Here is a 15979-nt window from a genome sequence, read left to right on the forward strand (position 1 = left end):
GGTCATTCTCCCGTGAATACCGGCGCCCGCTTTTCGACAAAGGCGTTGATGGCCTCGCGGTTGTCGGCGGTTTCGTGAACGATGGCCTGATAGGCGGCGCTGAGTTCGAGGATATCGCTCATCCGGCTGTGCTGCGCCTCGCGCAGCAGTCGCTTGGTGAGACGCAGCGCGCGCGGCGGGTTGCAGACGATACGGTCGGCGATGGCGAGCGCGCGCTCAAGGAGCTCGGCGTCGGGCACGACCTCGGAAACCAGGCCATAGTCCTTTGCGGTCTGCGCGTCGAAGCGGTCCCCTGTCAGGAACAATTCGGCGGCGCGCGGATAACCGAGCACGCGCTGAAGCAGCCACGCGCCGCCATCGCCAGGGACGATCCCGACCTTGATGAAGCTGCATGCGAATTTGGCGCTTTCGGCGGCAATCCGGATGTCACAGGTGCAGGCAAGATCGCAGCCCAGCCCCACGGCATGACCGTTGACCGCGGCGATCATCGGAATCTCGCAGTCCATCAGCGCGCGGATCACGGCCTGGACGCCGCGGCGATAGTTGGCGCGAGTCGAGTCGGGCTGGTCGAGAACGCCGATGCCTTTGCGCTCCTGCATCGATTTCAGATTGCCTCCGGCACTGAAGGCCTTGCCGCTACCGGTCAGGATGATCGCGCTGACACCGCGATCCTCGCCCAGAACGCGCAGTGTGTTGATAATATCGTCGCAATCGGCATGCGTTCCGATCGCGTTCATGCTTTCGGGCTTGCTCATTGTCAGGACTGCGACCTTGCCCCGCCGCTCGACGCTCAAAAATTCACCCATCGTGTAAGTCATCCTTTTCAGTTTCGAAAAGCTATTGCATGGCTGGCGGGACATGCAAGGCTTTGCACTCTATCCTTTCGACCCGCCAGGCGATAGCTCGGCATTGCGAACCGGTCTGCGGCGCTGGCTCGCCGAGCATCAGCCGCAAGACGACGTCGTTCGGCGCGCGAACTGCTGGGCAAGTTTCGACCCGGATTTCAGCCGCGCCCTCGGCGCTGCGGGATATATCGGCATGACCTTGCCCGCTCGCTATGGCGGCGGCGAGCGGCATCCGCTCGAGCGCTATGTGGTGATAGAGGAACTGCTCGCCGCCGGCGCACCCGTGGGCGCGCACTGGATCGCCGATCGCCAGACAGGCCCCCTGATTCTGCGCTATGGCAGCGAGGAGCAGCGGGAGCGCTATCTTCCGGGCATTGCCCGCGGCGAAACCTATGCGTGCATCGGGCTTTCCGAACCGGGCGCCGGTTCGGACCTTGCCAGCGTGCGTACAACCGCCCGCGAAACGGCCGAGGGCTGGCGCATCAATGGTCAGAAGATCTGGACCACGGGCGCGCACCTGTCGCACATCATGCTCGCCTTGGTGCGAACCGAAGAGGGGAGCGAGCGCAATGCCGGGCTCAGTCAGCTTCTGATCGACCTCGATACGCCCGGCATCACCATCCGTCCGATCATCGATATGGCCGGGCATCACGATTTCAACGAGATATTCTTCGACGACGTCCTCGTCCCGCATGCCGCGCTGGTCGGCGAACGCGGCCAGGGGTGGAAGCAGGTCACCGCCGAACTTGGGCTCGAGCGGTCAGGGCCTGAGCGTTACCTCTCGAGCCACGCGCTGTTTGCCGCGCTCATCGATGCCGCGGGGCCCGATCCCGCGCCCGCACTCGCGGTGCTGATCGGCGAACTGGCCGCAGAGATGTGGACGCTGCGCCAATTGTCGATGTCGACCGCGGCGAAGCTTGCAGCAGGTGAAGATCCGATGGTCGAGGCATCAGTGGTCAAGGAGTTGGGTAACGCATTCGAACAGGAGATGCCGCGCCGCGTGCAGGCGGTGGTCGAGTGCGGCTGGGACGACCCCGATGATCTGGCGCGGTTGCTGCGTGCGCTCCTCATCGCCTCGCCCAGTTTTTCGCTGCGTGGCGGGACGCGCGAGGTGATCCGCGGGATCATCGCGCGCGGGCTGGGTCTGCGGTGAGCGCCGCGCGCGAGATGCTCTGCGACACGGCGCGCGCCGTGTTCGCCGACGCCCAGGAGGGGGGCATCGCACCCATCGAGACCGCGGGTTTCGGCCTGCTGCTTGTTTCAGAGGCTGACGGCGGGTTCGGCGGCGATTGGGGAGACGCGAACGCGGTGCTGCGCATCGCTGGCGTCGCCGTTCCTGATCTGCCGGTTACTGATCTGATATTGTCGGGACTTGCCCCCGTTCCCGACGCGCTTCGCGCCGCCGCGACCGTCGGGCTGATGGCGGGTGCAGCGGGACAGGCGCTCGGATTGTCGATCGAGCATGTAAACACGCGCCAGCAGTTTGGACGACCGCTTGGCAAGTTTCAGGCCGTGCAGCAATCGCTTGCAGTCCTCGCGTGCGAGGTGGCAGCGCTCGATGCTGCTGCGGCTGCGATGGCCGCGCGGCTCGATGCAACCGGGCTCGACGCGGAGGCGGCCGACTTCGAGATCGCCGCTGCGAAACTGCGCGCCAATCGGGCTGTCGGCGTGGTCACCGCCATCGCACATCAGGTTCACGGCGCGATCGGGTTTACCCGGGAGTATGACCTTCACCGCGTGACGATCCCGCTGATGCGCTGGCGTTCGATGCACGGCAGCGACGCTTACTGGGCCGAGCGGCTAGGGCGTCAGGTCGCCGGTTTGGGCGGGCGCGGCCTCTGGGAAGCTCTGACCGCGCGCGCCGAATGACCGATCAGCGGACCGCGCCGCCCTCTCGCAATGCTGCGATCTTCGTGCTGTCGTAGCCAAGGCTTGCGAGCACTCTCTCGGCGTCGGCCCCGACTTCGGGCGCCGGGCGCGGTGTGTCATTGACAGTTGCCGAGTAGCGCGGTGCAGGGGCGGGCTGGATGGCACCGCCGACGGTGAGGAAGGTTTCCCGCTCGATATTGTGCGGGTGCTTCGGCGCTTCTTCAAGGGACAGGACTGGCGCAAAACAGACGTCGGTCATCTCCATGATCTCGCACCATTCATCGCGCGTCCTGGTCGCGAACAGCTCGGTCAGCCGTTCCTTGAGCGGCCCCCACTGCGACGCGTCCATTTGTGCGTCGAAGGCGGTGTCCCGGTCAAGTCCGGTCTTCTCGCGCAGTAGCGCGTAAAATTGCGGCTCGATCGAGCCTATCGAGATGAACTTGCCGTCGGCGCAGCGATACGTGTCATAGAAATGCGCGCCGCCGTCGAGCATGTTGACGCCGGCTTCGTCCTTGAGGCGGCCCATCGCCCTGAACCCCCAGCTCATTCCCGCGAGGAGGGCCGAGCCGTCGGTCATCGCGCAGTCGATCACCTGTCCTTCGCCGGTCTTCGCGGCATGCAGCAGCGCGCTTGCCATGCCGAAGGCGAGCATCATGCCGCCGCCGCCAAAGTCGCCGACATAGTTGACAGGTGGCACCGGCTTCTCACCCGCGCGGCCGATACCGTGAAGTACGCCCGAGAGCGAAATATAGTTGATGTCGTGCCCTGCCGCCTGGGCGTAGGGACCAAACTGCCCCCAGCCGGTCATGCGGCCGTATACGAGCTTCGGATTGTCTGCGAGCAGCACGTCCGGGCCGAGCCCCAGCCGTTCCATCACGCCGGGGCGATAGCCCTCGATGATGCCGTCTGCACTTTTGCAGAGGTCGCGTGCGGTCTGCACGGCATCGGGGTTCTTCATGTCGAGGGCAATTGAAGTTCGTCCGCGCGACAGGGGATCGCGGGGATCCATGAAGCCGCCGGGCCGGTCGATGCGGATCACCTCGGCGCCATGGTCGGCGAGCATCATGCCGCAGAAGGGACCGGGGCCGATCCCTGCAAATTCGATGATTCGAACGCCCTTGAGGGGTCCTGCCATATCACGCTCCTATATAGATGTGCTTACCTCATGTGGCGAGCAAGGGCTTGGCGGCAGTCTGGAGCGCTGAATCGCTCACAGTCGTGCCGCCTCGCATGTGACGATTACATTTTCTCGATTATGATGGCGGGGGCCATGCCGCCCGCGGCGCACATGGTGACGAGGCCGTAGCGGCCGCCTGAGCGTTCAAGCTCGTCGAGTGCGGTGCCGATGAGGATCGAGCCGGTGGCGCCGATCGGATGCCCGAGCGCCATGGCGCCGCCATTGATGTTCACCTTCTCGCGGTCGAGCTTGAGATCGCGGATGAACTTTTCGGCGACGACCGCGAAGGCCTCGTTGATTTCCCAGACGTCGATGTCGTCTGTCGTGAGGCCGGCCTTGGCGAGGACTTTCTTCGCGGCGGGGACGGGCGCGTTGAGCATGAGGGTCGGATCGTCGCCCATATTGGCATAAGCGACGATGCGCGCGCGGGGTTTGAGGCCATGTTTGTCGGCATAATCCTTGGAGGTGATGAGGACTGCGGCCGCGCCGTCCACTACGCCTGAAGAGTTGCCGGCGTGGTGGACACCGTCCCATTCAAGGTCAGGATATCGACGCTGGATCTGCCTGGCGAAGGTCACGCCATTGCCAAGATCGAAGTCCTTGAGCGCGGCGAAACTCGGCTTCAGGGCCGCGAGGCCTTCGGCGGTGGTTTCGGGGCGCGGAAATTCCTCATGGTCGAGCGCGACGCTGCCGTCGCTGTTGTAAACGGGGACCACCGACTTGTCGAAGCGGCCTTGCTTGATCGCGCGGTCGGCGCGCTGCTGGCTGACGAGCGCGAGCGCGTCGAGCGCCTCGCGGCTAATGCCTTCCAGCGCTGCGATCGCATCGCCGCACACGCCCTGATGCGACTGCGGGTGGAGTTCGTCGAGCGCGGCATGGCCCGAGCCCATGCCGAGCGGCTTGATGCCTGCATTGGCTTCCTCAGCACCAATCTGGGCGGTGTAGCTCATCATTTCGGTGCCGCCCGCGATGACGCAGTCTTCCATGCCCGACATCACCGATGCGGATGCGAAGTTCACGCTGCTGATGCCGCCGCCGCAGAAACGGTCGAGGGTCGTGCCGCTGGCCTTGATGTCATAGCCCGCTGCGAGCGCAGCCATGCGGCCAAGGTCGCCGCCCTGCTTGCCCTTTTGCGTCGAGGTCGACCAGACGATGTCGTCGACGGTCGCGGTGTCGAGATCGTTGCGCTCGCGGATCGCGGCAAGCACCGTCGCGGCAAGATGCTGCGGGTGAAGGTGCGAGAGCGCGCCCTTGCCGGGCTTGCCGATCCCGCGCGGAGTGCGCACAGCGTCGATGATATAGGCTTCGGACATATTGGGTTCCTTTTTCCGGGAGAGCTGGATCAGCGCGGCGCCATGCGGATCGCGCCATCGAGGCGTACGGCTTGACCGTTGAAATAGGTATTGCGCACCATTTCCATCGCGAGACTCGCATATTCCTCCGCCTTGCCGAGACGCTTCGGGAAGGGGACCGAGGCCTCGAGGCTTTCCTTGACCTTCGGGTTCATGTTGCCAAGCAGCGGTGTGCCGAACACCCCTGGCATGATCGAGTTCACGCGGATACCAAGATCCATGAGGTCGCGGGCCATCGGAAGAACGAGGCCGTTCACGCCCGCCTTTGCCGAACCGTAGATCACCTGGCCGATCTGTGCGTCCTGCGCCGCGACCGAAGCCGTGAAGATGATCGCGCCGCGTTCGCCATCCTCAAGCTCGGGCAAGGTCGCCATGCCCTCGGCGGCGATCGAACCGATGCGATAGCTGGCGGTCAGAATTCCCGCGACGCCAAATTCATAATCCTCAGTGGGAGTACGGCGGTATTTGCCCGTCTCCTTGTCGAAGGCGAGCGTCTTTCCGCGGCGCGATGTCATTGCGCAGTGTATCGCAACGCGCTCCTGTCCGTGCGCCGCGCGCGCCTTGGCGAAGCCATCGACGACCGACTGCTCGTCGGTGATGTCGACATGAACGAAGAGTCCTCCGATCGACTGAGCGACTTCTTCGCCGAGCGCGTCGTTGATGTCGAAGATGGCAACCTTGACGCCGGCAGCGGCGAGCGCTTCGGCGGTGGCACGGCCGAGGCCGGATGCGCCCCCGGTCACGACAGCGGAAACGGACGAATCGATTTTCATGGGGAGGTTCCTTCTCAGGCTGGAATTTGGTTGAATGGGATGCCTTTGTCTGGGCGGTGATCTTGCGGGAGGCCGAGGATTTTTTCGGCGATGGTGTTGAGGAGGGTTTCGTCGGATCCGCCTGCGATGCGTCCGGTTGGGGCGTTGATCCAGCTTGCGGCCCAGTCTTCCTTTTGGGAGGCGTGGGGGTTGAAGTGGAAGCCGTTGTTGCCTTTGAGGTCGATGGCGAGTTCGGAGAGTTTCTGGCGTGATCGCACGGCGACGAGCTTGTTGAGCGAGCCTTCGGGGCCGGGTGTCATGCCGGCCTGCATCATGGCCATGGCGCGTGCGGTGATCGACTGGAGGGCGCTGCGCATGGCGTAGTTGCGGGCGATCTGCTGGCGGATGCGTGCGTCCTCGATTGCGGGTCTGCCGTTGAGGTCGGTGTCTTTGGCGAGATCGACGAAGAGATCGAGGTGGGGTCCAAAGCCTGCGCTGTCGGTTGCGACATAGCGTTCGATCATCAGCGTTGCGATCGCGACCGCGAAGCCGCCGCCGACGGGGGACATGCGCTGATCGTCGCTGATCTTCACATCGTCGAAGAAGACCTCGTTGACGTGGCTGTCGCCGCCCACGAGCTTGATCGGGCGGACGGTGACGCCGGGGGCCTTCATGTCGACCCAGAAGTAGGTGAGCCCCTTGTGCTTGGGCACATTGGGATCGGTGCGCACGACGATGACGCCATAGTCGCTGTACTGGGCCCAGCTGGTCCACAGCTTCTGGCCGTTGATCTTCCAGCCATTGCCGTCGGGTTCGGCGCGGGTGCGCAGCCCGGCAAGGTCGGAGCCCCCCGATGGCTCGGAGAAGAGCTGGCACCATATCTCCTCGCCCTGGAGCGCCTTGAGCACGCGTTCCTTCACCCAGGCCTTGTCCTGGCCGAACTGCATGAGGACGGGGATCGGCATGCCGAGCGAGATGCCGAAATAGAAGCCTGGAAAGCCATGCTTCATCTCTTCGGTATCGAAGACGACCTTCTCGAGATGGCCAAGGCCCTGGCCGCCGAACTCTCCTGGCCAGTTGATCCCGGCATAGCCTGCATCGAACTTGGCCTTCTGGTAGCGGCGGGCCAGCGCGAGATCCTCCGCCTCGGACAGGCCCTCGCCCGCGGCCTTGCCATAAAGGGGGGCCATCGCTTCGAGCCAGGCGGCCGCCCTGGCGCGAAAGGCTTCCAGATCGCTCATGCCGCTTCTCCCCTCAGGCTCTCGACGAGAACGTCTTCCCAGAAGAATAAAGGACCCTGCTCGATCGCAAGGCTGCGCGCGCGGCGGGTGTGGAGGTGGAGGCCGAGCTCCCACGTCACCCCGATGCCGCCGTGGATCTGCACGCAGTCGCGCGCGGCGGTGTCATAGGCCTCGGTCGCCGAGATGCGCGCCGCGGCCGCTGCGGTGATGAAATCATCCTTGCCCTCGCGCGAGGCGGCATGAATGCAGTTGGCGCGCGCGAGCTCGACGAGCGCGTAAAGCTCGGCGATGCGGTGCTTGATCGACTGGAAGGCGCCGATCGGCTGGCCGAACGCCTTGCGGGTCACCGCATAGTCGCGTGCAATCTCCATCAAGGCTTCGGCGCCGCCCGTCTGCTCGTGCGCGGTGATCACCGCCTGGAGCGCCAGAATATGAAGCGCCGCCTCGCGCGCCGCCTCGCCAGCGAGAAGCCGCTCGGCCTGCGTCCCGGCAAAGACAAGATCGGCGTAAACCCGGCTGTTGTCGAAGCTTTCGATCGCGCTGCGCTCGGCCTCGGCGAGATCGGCAATCGCGAGCACCGGGCCGTCGGGTCCTTGCGCAAAGACCAGCGCAACCTCGGCGGCAAGACCGCCCGCAACACCGCTCACCCGGCCCTCGAGCCCGCCCGCCGCCAGCGTCAGCGCAGGCCGCGCGGGGAGGGCGTTCGCCCCCTCGGCAAAAGCCACCGCACCGATCGTCTCGCCGCTCGCAAGACCCGCAAGCCACGCCGCCTTCTGATCGTCCGACCCGTAAAGCGCTATCGCCTTGGCTACCCCGAAGCCCGCGGTCAGAAAAGGCGCCCCGCTCAGCGAGCGCCCCGCCTGATGCGCAATCAGACCAAGCTCGACCAGCCCCAGATCAAGACCCCCATAAGCCTCGGGAAGCGATAGCGCCGTCCAGCCCTGCTCCTTCGCCGTCGCCCAGAAACCCTCATCATAACGCCCAACGCTCTCCAGCAAGGACAGCATCGCCTCCTTGCTCACTCGCGCCTCCAAAACACGACGCGACTCCCTCGCTATCGCCTCCTGCCCCTCGTCGTACAATATCGACATGCGACTTCCGTTTCCTCTCCCCTGGTGGCCGCTCATCATCCGTACGTTAACGTAAACGTCAAGTGGTTTGACGCCAAGGATTGGGACTGGCGTCCGGCGGCGTGAGCGTCGGTCAGCCCTGCTGCGCCTTCCAGTCGCGCTTGATCTTCTTGGCGAGGCTCCATTTATGGACCTCGGTCGGGCCGTCATAAATGCGAAAGGCGCGGACCTCGCGAAACACCTGCTCGACGATCGTCTTGTCGGTCACCCCGGTGCCGCCCATAACCTGGACACAGCGATCGGCGATACGCATCAAAGCCTCCGAGACCGCGACCTTTGCCATCGAACTTTCGGCGGTGCCGAGCGACCCGGTATCAAGCACGCTTGCGCACCAGTCGATCATCAACTCGGCCTGCTTGATGTCGATCAGATTCTCCGCGAGCATGAAGCCCACACCCTCATGATCAACGAGCGGCTTGCCGAAGGCATGGCGGCGATTGGCATAATCGGTCGCAATCTCGTTGGCCCGGATGCACGCACCGAGCCAGCGCATGCAATGCGACAGGCGGGCAGGGGAGAGGCGGACCTGTGCATAGCGGAAGCCTTCGCCGGCCTCGCCGAGCATCTGGTCGGCGGGGACGCGCAGATTATCGATGGTCAGCGTCGCGTGGCCGCCCGGCATCGAGCTGTCGATCGTATTGGGTATATGATCGATGCGGATTGCAGGATCAGGCAGGTCGACAAGGAACATGCAGGCGCCTTCCTCGGCCTTCGCCATGATGATTCCGACGCGCGCCCCTTGTGCCCCGGTGATAAAGGTCTTGCGCCCGCTGATGATCCAGTGATTGCCGTCGGGGCGGCATATGGTCTGCATCATCGAGGGATCGGATCCTGCGCCGCCCTCGTCAGCGGGTTCTGTCATGAAGAAGGCCGAGCGCACACGGCCCTCAACCATTGGCTTGAGAAAGCGCTCCTTGAGCTCGGGGCTGCCCTCCTTGCCGAGCAGATACATATTGCCCTCGTCGGGCGCCATGGTGTTGCAGGCAAGCGGTCCGAGCGGAGAGAGACCGCTCTTGATCAGCACCACCGCGGTCTCGCGCTGATTGAGGTGGCTGCCGTCGTCGAGGATGTGCGGCGTCAGCACGCCTGCAGCGCGCGCCTTTTCGCGCATTTCCATCACGAGCTCATCGGTCGGCGCGCCATGATGATCGCGGCGCTCATCCATTTCATATGGGGTCACCGTTTCGCGGACGAATGCCTCGACGCGCGACGCAATCGCCAGCGCGCGGTCCGATATGCCCGTGTTCGTTGCCGACATTTCCGATTCCCTTTGCGATCTAATCATTTGCTAAGAGCCGACGTTGACGTAAGCGTCAACTTAATTCAAGGGTGCAGCCAGCAATGCCGTACGGGCAAGTTTCGGGAAGGGGAAGGATAGCGCATGGCTTTCAAGACGCGGATTACGGAAATGCTTGGGATCGAACATCCGATCGTCCAAGGCGGCATGCAGAGCGTCGGCTATGCCGAGCTTGCAAGCGCAGTTTCGAGCGCGGGCGGCCTCGGCATTCTGACCGCTCTCACTCAGCCGAGCCCTGAGGCGCTGCGCGACGAGATCGAAAAATGTCGGTCGATGACCGACAAGCCCTTCGGCGTGAACATGACGGTCTTTCCGACGATCAACGCGCCTGACTACAAGGCCTACGCCCAGGCGATAATCGATGGCGGGGTGAAGATAGTCGAAACCGCAGGCACTCAGGCGGTACGTGAGATCTGGGAGATGCTGAAGCCGCATGGCGTCACGATCCTCCACAAATGCACCGCGGTTCGCCACGCCTTGTCGGCCGAAAAGGCGGGCTGCGATATCATCTCGATCGACGGCTTCGAATGCGCAGGGCACCCGGGCGAGGATGATATCCCCGGGCTGATCCTCATTCCGGCCGCTGCGGACAAGGTGAAGATCCCGATGCTCGCCTCGGGCGGTTTCGGCGATGGCCGCGGGCTCGTTGCAGCACTGTCGCTGGGCGCGGAGGGCATCAACATGGGCACCCGCTTTTGTGCGACCAAGGAAGCGCCGATCCACGACAATGTGAAGCAGGCCTATATCGACAATGACGAGCGCGGCAGCTTTCTCATTTTCCGTAGCCTCAAGAACACCGCGCGCGTCGGCAAGAGCTCGGTATCGGAAGAGGTAGTGCGCCGGCTGTCGGTCCCGGGGGCGACCTTCGCCGACGTTGCTGAACTGGTGAACGGGAAGGCTGGCCGCGAACTTCTTGAAACCGGCGATCTTTCGAAAGGCGTCTTCTGGGCGGGCATGGTACAGGGGCTGATCCACGACATCCCAAGCTGCCAGGAACTGATCGACCGGATCATCGCCGAAGCAGACGCCATCATCAACGAGCGACTCGCGGGCTTTCGACGGTAAATGGGGAAAGTTTGATGGTGAGCCCTGCTGGGTTCGAACCAGCGACCTACTGATTAAAAGTCCACCGGAAATCGTTTATTTTCAACGCGCGTTCCGACAAGTTTCCCGTTTGTTCGGCAACGCATATCTGCCGCTCCGAGCGCTTTGTCGGAATGGCGGTGGGGCATGAGCCGCGACCCATGCGCCATCTGCGCGAACTGCACTTGGTGGTTGCTCGTCCCCGAGATCACGACGAAGGATGATCGACGGCTAGGCCAGTGCCGGGAGAAGTCGCCCCACCTCTTCGTTCGTGGCGATGGCCAACCTCTTACCCGCTGGCCCTTGACCATAGAGGATGATTTCTGCGGACAGCACGCCGTCGGCAACGAGGAGGCGCGGCCATGAAGCTCCCCGGCCTCTTCATCGACGGTTTCGCTGGCGGCGGCGGCGCCAGCACAGGCATCGCGCAGGCGATCGGCCGAGACCCCGATATCGCCGTCAACCACAGTCCGACGGCGATTGCGATCCACAAGGCGAACCACCCCGACACCGATCATCACTGCTGCGATATTCGCTTGCCCTTCCTGCCCCGCACCGCGACGCGCGGACGGAAGGTCTGGGGCGTCTGGTTCTCCCCGGATTGTAAGGAATACAGCAAGGCGAAGGGCGGCCCGGTCAAGGATCGCAGCATCCGCGCGCTGTGCTGGGAAGTGATCGAGTGGGTCAGGGAAACCCAGCCCGAATGCGGATTCCTCGAAAACGTCGAAGAATTCCAATATGCGGCCCCGCTCGACGGCGAAGGCGTGCCGATCGCCCATCTCAAGGGCCGCGAGTTCAAGCGGTTCGTCCGCGCGCTGCGCGGTCTCGGCTTCCGGGTGCAATGGCGCATCCTGAAAGCCTGCGATTACGGCGCGCCGACCAGCCGCAAGCGTCTCTACATGATCTTCCGGCGCGACGGCCTGCCGATCGTGTGGCCGAAGCCGACGCACGCCCCGGCGAACGATAAGCGCGTACTGAGCGGCAAGTTGCTGCCATACCGCACCGCGGCCGAGTGCATCGATTGGACGATCCCCTGCCCGTCGATCTTCGAGCGCGACCGCGAACTCGCGGAGGCGACCAAGCGCCGCATCGCGCATGGGGTGATGCGCTATGTTGTGAATGCGGCGCATCCCTTCATCGTTGGCCGCGCGTTCACGAACACGCGCGCGTCTCGTGTCTTCGATCCTCAGGATCCATTGCGAACCGCGACGACACAGCCGGAATATGGCGTCGTCGACTGCGAGATTGCGCCGCATGTGACCAAGTTCCGTGGCGGCGCGGTGGGCAGCGACATGACGGAACCGATGCCGACGGTCACCGCAAACGGCGTTCCCGCCCGCCCCGCTGGCGCTACGCCGCTAGGGATGGTCGACGCGAAGCTGGCGCCCATCGTCTCGCACGGCCAGCATGGCGGTCGCAGCCACCGCGCCGATCAGCCGCACCATACGATCGCCGCGTCGGCGAAAGACACCAACCAGGTCATAGGCGCAACGCTTGTCGGCATCGGCGGTCGGCGGGGGCAGAGCCCGCCAATGCCAGTGGACGGGCCATATCCCACGACGACGGTGAAGGCCGACAACGCCATCGCCTGCGCCACGATGGTCAAGATGGGCAATGGCGAACGGGAAGGTCAGGATCCTCGCGCGCTCGATCTCGGTAGGCCATATGGCACTGTCACCGCGAAGGGGTCGCAGGCGGCCGCGGTGACCGCCTTCCTATCCAGCTTCTATACCAGCAACACGAACGGCGGCCGGGGCGACCCGCTGCAGCCCTTGAAAACCGCCTGCGCGGGCGGACAGCATCACGCTGTCGTCGCCGCCCATATGGAGCAGGCGAACACCGGCATGGTCGGTCACACGCCGCGCAAGCCCCTCAGCACCATTGTAGGAAAAGGCTGCACCCAGCGCATCGTCGAGACGACGATGATCGAAGAGGGCGCGCTGCCGCCCGACATTATGGAGCGTGCAGTTCGCACGGCCGCCTTTCTGGTCAAGTACTACGGCACGGACGGCGAGAATGAGACGGCGCAGATCCAGCCAGTCGACCGCCCGCTCGACGTCGTCACCGTCAAGGCGCGCTTTGCCGTCGTCACGGTCACGATCGACGCCACGACCTATGTCATCGTCGATATCGGCCTGCGCATGCTGAAACCCCGCGAGCTCGCCCGCGCGCAGGGCTTCCCCGACGATTATGTGCTCGATCCCGTGGTGCGCAAGTTCGTGCGCGGCAAATGGGTGGAGAAGCCCTTGACGATCGCTGAGCAGATCAGCGCGATCGGGAACAGCGTCTGCCCGCCCGTCGCCCGCGCGCTCGTGGCCGCGAACCAGCCTGACAGCGAGGACGAGAGGATGGCAGCATGAACTGGTTCCGCCGCCTATTCGACACCCCGCGAAACGACCAGCGGCCACGCCCTCCGCGCGACATGCGCAAAATGAACGAGGACTGGAAGGCCGGCGACCTCGCGATGTGCGTGGTCCCCTTCTTCTTTCCCGGCAGTGCCTTCGACCCTCGCTTGGGGGAAATTCTCCGGGTCTCTGAGGTGACGGAGGGGCCGGTGGCACTGGTCAATGCCGTGGCCTATGGGCTCCGCTTCCACGGCAAGCCAGCTAACCACGCATGGGTCTGCACCGCCTTCATCAAGATCCGGCCCGAGGCCACGGCCGACGAGGTCGAAGAGGGGATCATCGCCAAGATCAAGCGCGCTGCCCGCAAGGGCGCGGGGGTGGATGCGTGAGCACGACGACCCACCCCGACCGCATTCACAAGAACGTGAGGCAGCCGCCCCTGACCGACGAGGAAATGGGCCAGATGTGGCGCAAGGGCGAGCCGATGAGCTACATCGCGCACGCCGCGCGACGCCGGAACGGGCTGAGCATCGCCGAGGTGCGCGCGATCGTGCATCGCGTGTGCGGCCTCGTCGACATGGGGGCAGGGCGGTGACAGCATGACCGTTCAGATCATCATCGGCGACGCGCGCGAGCAGCTTAAGGGACTCTCGGATTGCAGCGTGCAGACCTGCGTCACCAGCCCGCCCTATTTCGGCCTCCGCGACTACGGCGTCGACGGTCAGATGGGCCTTGAGGCGACGCCAGACGAGTTCGTTGCCGGAATGGTCGATCTCTTCCGTGAGGTGCGGCGTGTGTTGCGCGATGATGGCACGCTGTGGCTCAATCTCGGCGACAGTTATGCCGGGTCGGGGCGCGGCATTGGCGACACGAAGACGTCGAACAAGGGGAACGCGACCTCGCGCGACATGCATGACCGCATGGTCGAAGCGGGCTCGATCGGGCGATTTTGGGTGAAGCCGCCGCAAGGATTGAAACAGAAAGACCTTATCGGCATCCCCTGGCGCGTCGCCTTCGCATTACAGGCCGACGGCTGGTATCTGCGGCAGGATATCATCTGGTCGAAGCCGAACCCGATGCCGGAATCGGTGCGCGACCGCTGCACGAAGGCTCACGAATATATCTTCCTGCTCAGCAAGGGGCCGAAGTACTATTACGACCAGGATGCGATCCTAGAGCCGGTCAGCCCGAACACGCATGCTCGCGTGTCTCAGGATGTAATCAATCAGGTCGGCAGCGCCCGTGCCCATGCTGGCGGCAAAACGAACGGCAATATGAAAGCCGTCGTTCGCAACCCGAAGCAGGCGCAGCCGGGCAGCGGGATCAAGAACAATAGCAGTTTCGCCGATGCCGTCTGTTTGCCGGTGAGTGAGCGCAACAAGCGCTCGGTGTGGACGGTCGCGACGCAGCCCTTCAAGGGAGCTCATTTCGCGACCTTCCCGCCCGCGCTCATCGAGCCTTGCATACTCGCCGGAAGTCCTGTCGGCGGCATGGTGCTCGATCCCTTCGGCGGCGCTGGCACAACTGGTCTGGTCGCCAATCGGCTCGGCCGCAATGCCACGCTGATCGAGCTTAATCCCGAGTATGCCGAAATGGCCCGGCGCCGCATCCGCGCCGACCTCGGCCGCGTCGAAAGCCAGATGCCTGACCGCCACGACGACGCAGGCCCCCTCTTCGGGTCGGTGTCCGCATGACCAATCCTCACCGGACTCTGAGCGAAGGGTCGGGGCAATGACCTGCGAACCCATCACCCTCCCAAACGGCGCGCGGGGCTTCATCTGCGGTCCGCGCCGTCGGAAACAGACATGCGCCTGCGGCCGAACCGCTGACCTGCTCTGCGACTGGAAGGTGCCGAGCAAGAAATCCGGGACATGCGATGCGCCGCTCTGCGGCCGCTGCACCTCTTCCCCCGCGCCGGGAAAAGACTTGTGCCCCAAGCACGCGGCAGAGTGGGCCGCGCGGCTCAAGGCAAAAGGTGCAGGATGACCGCACCGCCTCCCTTCACCGGTCTGCGCATGTTCGGCTATCGGCTCATCTACGCCGATCCTGCGTGGGCATTTGAGAACTGGTCCGAGAAGGGCGAGGATCGGAACGCGAATCAACACTATGACACGATGACGGTGGAGCAGATTGCCGCACTGCCGGTCGGTGAGCTGGCATCGGGTGACTGCGCCCTTGCTATGTGGGTCACCGATCCGCTGCTCGACCGCGCCATCGACGTGATGAAGCATTGGGGCTTCCGCTACACCACGGTGCTTTTCACCTGGACCAAGGAGAAGCCCAGCGGTGCTGAACATATCGGCACGGGCTATTATACCCGCGCCAATCCCGAAATGTGCCTCCTGGGCATGATGGGCAGCGTGCCGCGGCGCAGTGCAGCGGTGCGGCAGTGGCGCCACGCCCCCGTGCGCGAGCACAGCCGCAAGCCCGACGAATTCGCGGACGATCTGATACGGCTCTTCGGCGATGTCCCGAGGGTCGAACTCTTCGCACGGACCAAGCGTCCCGGCTGGGACGCATGGGGCAACCAGGTCGAAAAGTTCATGGCTTGATAGAGCGCTCCGCCTCGGCGCGGTCGTACGCCTCGATGAGCGGGTTTTCCTCGCCAGCCGCGGCGGCGCCGGCGCTCAGCCGCCCGATCATCTCCTTGCGGCGCTCGTCGGACAAGCCCTTCATCAGGCGAGGCTCAACGCACTCCTGCGCATCGCACAAGCGTACGGCGCCGGTGATTCGATCAAGGCGCACAACCTGCGCCTTGCTCATGGGTTCGACGTCATAGCGGAAGAGCCAGCCCGCGAAAGCGAGCAGAGCGAAGGCGGCGAAAAGCCAAGCTGCCGTGCGGTTCATGGCGCCGCTCTATAGCCGCGTTTAGCGATTCATGCCAGTCG

The 15979-nt window shown here is 64.3% G+C and carries 16 protein-coding genes; 8 read left to right on the forward strand and 8 right to left on the reverse strand.

Going from position 1 to position 15979, the window contains the following annotated elements; all coding sequences use genetic code 11:
* Positions 1-2: 2 nt before the first annotated feature.
* A complete protein-coding gene (locus B5X69_RS03010; RefSeq protein WP_079637235.1) occupies positions 3-806 on the reverse strand; it encodes a crotonase/enoyl-CoA hydratase family protein in 804 nt (267 codons plus the stop codon).
* A 52-nt stretch (positions 807-858) separates the two neighbouring features.
* Here B5X69_RS03010 and B5X69_RS03015 point away from each other — a divergent pair, with 52 nt between their 5' ends.
* A complete protein-coding gene (locus tag B5X69_RS03015) occupies positions 859-1998 on the forward strand; it encodes an acyl-CoA dehydrogenase family protein (RefSeq protein WP_079637236.1) in 1140 nt (379 codons plus the stop codon).
* The gene (locus B5X69_RS03020; RefSeq protein ID WP_079637237.1) at positions 1995-2714 is read left to right on the forward strand and encodes an acyl-CoA dehydrogenase family protein; all 720 of its coding nucleotides are present in this window, start codon (positions 1995-1997) and stop codon (positions 2712-2714) included. The genes B5X69_RS03015 and B5X69_RS03020 overlap by 4 nt, the downstream gene beginning before the upstream one ends.
* Before the next feature lie 4 nt (positions 2715-2718).
* Here B5X69_RS03020 and B5X69_RS03025 read toward each other — a convergent pair whose 3' ends face one another.
* The 6 genes from B5X69_RS03025 to B5X69_RS03050 form a co-directional block, all read right to left on the reverse strand.
* On the reverse strand, positions 2719-3849 hold the full coding sequence (locus B5X69_RS03025) for a CaiB/BaiF CoA transferase family protein (RefSeq protein ID WP_079637238.1): 1131 nt from the start codon (positions 3847-3849) through the stop codon (positions 2719-2721).
* A gap of 104 nt (positions 3850-3953) precedes the next feature.
* Complete coding sequence (locus B5X69_RS03030) at positions 3954-5204, reverse strand: acetyl-CoA C-acetyltransferase (RefSeq protein WP_079637239.1); 1251 nt, start codon at positions 5202-5204, stop codon at positions 3954-3956.
* A 29-nt stretch (positions 5205-5233) separates the two neighbouring features.
* On the reverse strand, positions 5234-6016 hold the full coding sequence (locus tag B5X69_RS03035; protein WP_079637240.1) for an SDR family NAD(P)-dependent oxidoreductase: 783 nt from the start codon (positions 6014-6016) through the stop codon (positions 5234-5236).
* Between the two features lie 14 nt (positions 6017-6030).
* Entirely contained in the window at positions 6031-7236 is a 1206-nt protein-coding gene (locus tag B5X69_RS03040) for an acyl-CoA dehydrogenase family protein (RefSeq protein ID WP_079637241.1), read from the reverse strand.
* Complete coding sequence (locus B5X69_RS03045) at positions 7233-8366, reverse strand: acyl-CoA dehydrogenase family protein (RefSeq protein ID WP_342745776.1); 1134 nt, start codon at positions 8364-8366, stop codon at positions 7233-7235. The genes B5X69_RS03040 and B5X69_RS03045 overlap by 4 nt, the downstream gene beginning before the upstream one ends.
* Before the next feature lie 73 nt (positions 8367-8439).
* Positions 8440-9624, reverse strand: coding sequence for an acyl-CoA dehydrogenase family protein (locus B5X69_RS03050; protein ID WP_079637243.1), 1185 nt, complete (start codon positions 9622-9624; stop codon positions 8440-8442).
* A gap of 123 nt (positions 9625-9747) precedes the next feature.
* On the opposite strand from B5X69_RS03050, the gene B5X69_RS03055 reads away from it, so the two are divergent.
* The 6 genes from B5X69_RS03055 (at position 9748) to B5X69_RS03085 (ending at position 15643) form a co-directional block, all read left to right on the forward strand.
* On the forward strand, positions 9748-10728 hold the full coding sequence (locus tag B5X69_RS03055; RefSeq protein WP_079637244.1) for an NAD(P)H-dependent flavin oxidoreductase: 981 nt from the start codon (positions 9748-9750) through the stop codon (positions 10726-10728).
* 380 nt (positions 10729-11108) lie between these two features.
* On the forward strand, positions 11109-13106 hold the full coding sequence (locus B5X69_RS03065) for a DNA cytosine methyltransferase (protein ID WP_079637246.1): 1998 nt from the start codon (positions 11109-11111) through the stop codon (positions 13104-13106).
* A complete protein-coding gene (locus tag B5X69_RS03070; RefSeq protein ID WP_079637247.1) occupies positions 13103-13480 on the forward strand; it encodes a hypothetical protein in 378 nt (125 codons plus the stop codon). The genes B5X69_RS03065 and B5X69_RS03070 overlap by 4 nt, the downstream gene beginning before the upstream one ends.
* A complete protein-coding gene (locus B5X69_RS03075) occupies positions 13477-13686 on the forward strand; it encodes a hypothetical protein (protein WP_079637248.1) in 210 nt (69 codons plus the stop codon). The genes B5X69_RS03070 and B5X69_RS03075 overlap by 4 nt, the downstream gene beginning before the upstream one ends.
* A gap of 4 nt (positions 13687-13690) precedes the next feature.
* Positions 13691-14785: a DNA-methyltransferase gene (locus tag B5X69_RS03080; protein ID WP_079637249.1), complete on the forward strand. Its 1095-nt coding sequence runs from the start codon at positions 13691-13693 to the stop codon at positions 14783-14785.
* A gap of 288 nt (positions 14786-15073) precedes the next feature.
* Complete coding sequence (locus B5X69_RS03085) at positions 15074-15643, forward strand: MT-A70 family methyltransferase (protein ID WP_217699094.1); 570 nt, start codon at positions 15074-15076, stop codon at positions 15641-15643.
* Here B5X69_RS03085 and B5X69_RS03090 read toward each other — a convergent pair.
* A complete protein-coding gene (locus B5X69_RS03090) occupies positions 15633-15938 on the reverse strand; it encodes a hypothetical protein (RefSeq protein WP_079637251.1) in 306 nt (101 codons plus the stop codon). The two genes, B5X69_RS03085 and B5X69_RS03090, sit on opposite strands and share 11 nt — an antisense overlap.
* Between the last annotated feature and the right edge of the window lie 41 nt (positions 15939-15979).

It is taken from the genome of Sphingopyxis flava (assembly GCF_900168005.1).
Taxonomy (GTDB): Bacteria; Pseudomonadota; Alphaproteobacteria; order Sphingomonadales; family Sphingomonadaceae; genus Sphingopyxis; species Sphingopyxis flava.

Coding starts and splice junctions, on each gene's coding strand:
- B5X69_RS03010 (WP_079637235.1), bottom strand. CDS start 806: ATGGGTGAATTTTTGAGCGTCGAGCGGCGGGGCAAGGTCGCAGTCCTG.
- B5X69_RS03015 (WP_079637236.1), top strand. CDS start 859: ATGCAAGGCTTTGCACTCTATCCTTTCGACCCGCCAGGCGATAGCTCG.
- B5X69_RS03025 (WP_079637238.1), bottom strand. CDS start 3,849: ATGGCAGGACCCCTCAAGGGCGTTCGAATCATCGAATTTGCAGGGATC.
- B5X69_RS03030 (WP_079637239.1), bottom strand. CDS start 5,204: ATGTCCGAAGCCTATATCATCGACGCTGTGCGCACTCCGCGCGGGATC.
- B5X69_RS03035 (WP_079637240.1), bottom strand. CDS start 6,016: ATGAAAATCGATTCGTCCGTTTCCGCTGTCGTGACCGGGGGCGCATCC.
- B5X69_RS03040 (WP_079637241.1), bottom strand. CDS start 7,236: ATGAGCGATCTGGAAGCCTTTCGCGCCAGGGCGGCCGCCTGGCTCGAA.
- B5X69_RS03045 (WP_342745776.1), bottom strand. CDS start 8,366: ATGATGAGCGGCCACCAGGGGAGAGGAAACGGAAGTCGCATGTCGATA.
- B5X69_RS03050 (WP_079637243.1), bottom strand. CDS start 9,624: ATGTCGGCAACGAACACGGGCATATCGGACCGCGCGCTGGCGATTGCG.
- B5X69_RS03055 (WP_079637244.1), top strand. CDS start 9,748: ATGGCTTTCAAGACGCGGATTACGGAAATGCTTGGGATCGAACATCCG.
- B5X69_RS03065 (WP_079637246.1), top strand. CDS start 11,109: ATGAAGCTCCCCGGCCTCTTCATCGACGGTTTCGCTGGCGGCGGCGGC.
- B5X69_RS03070 (WP_079637247.1), top strand. CDS start 13,103: ATGAACTGGTTCCGCCGCCTATTCGACACCCCGCGAAACGACCAGCGG.
- B5X69_RS03080 (WP_079637249.1), top strand. CDS start 13,691: ATGACCGTTCAGATCATCATCGGCGACGCGCGCGAGCAGCTTAAGGGA.
- B5X69_RS03085 (WP_217699094.1), top strand. CDS start 15,074: ATGACCGCACCGCCTCCCTTCACCGGTCTGCGCATGTTCGGCTATCGG.
- B5X69_RS03090 (WP_079637251.1), bottom strand. CDS start 15,938: ATGAACCGCACGGCAGCTTGGCTTTTCGCCGCCTTCGCTCTGCTCGCT.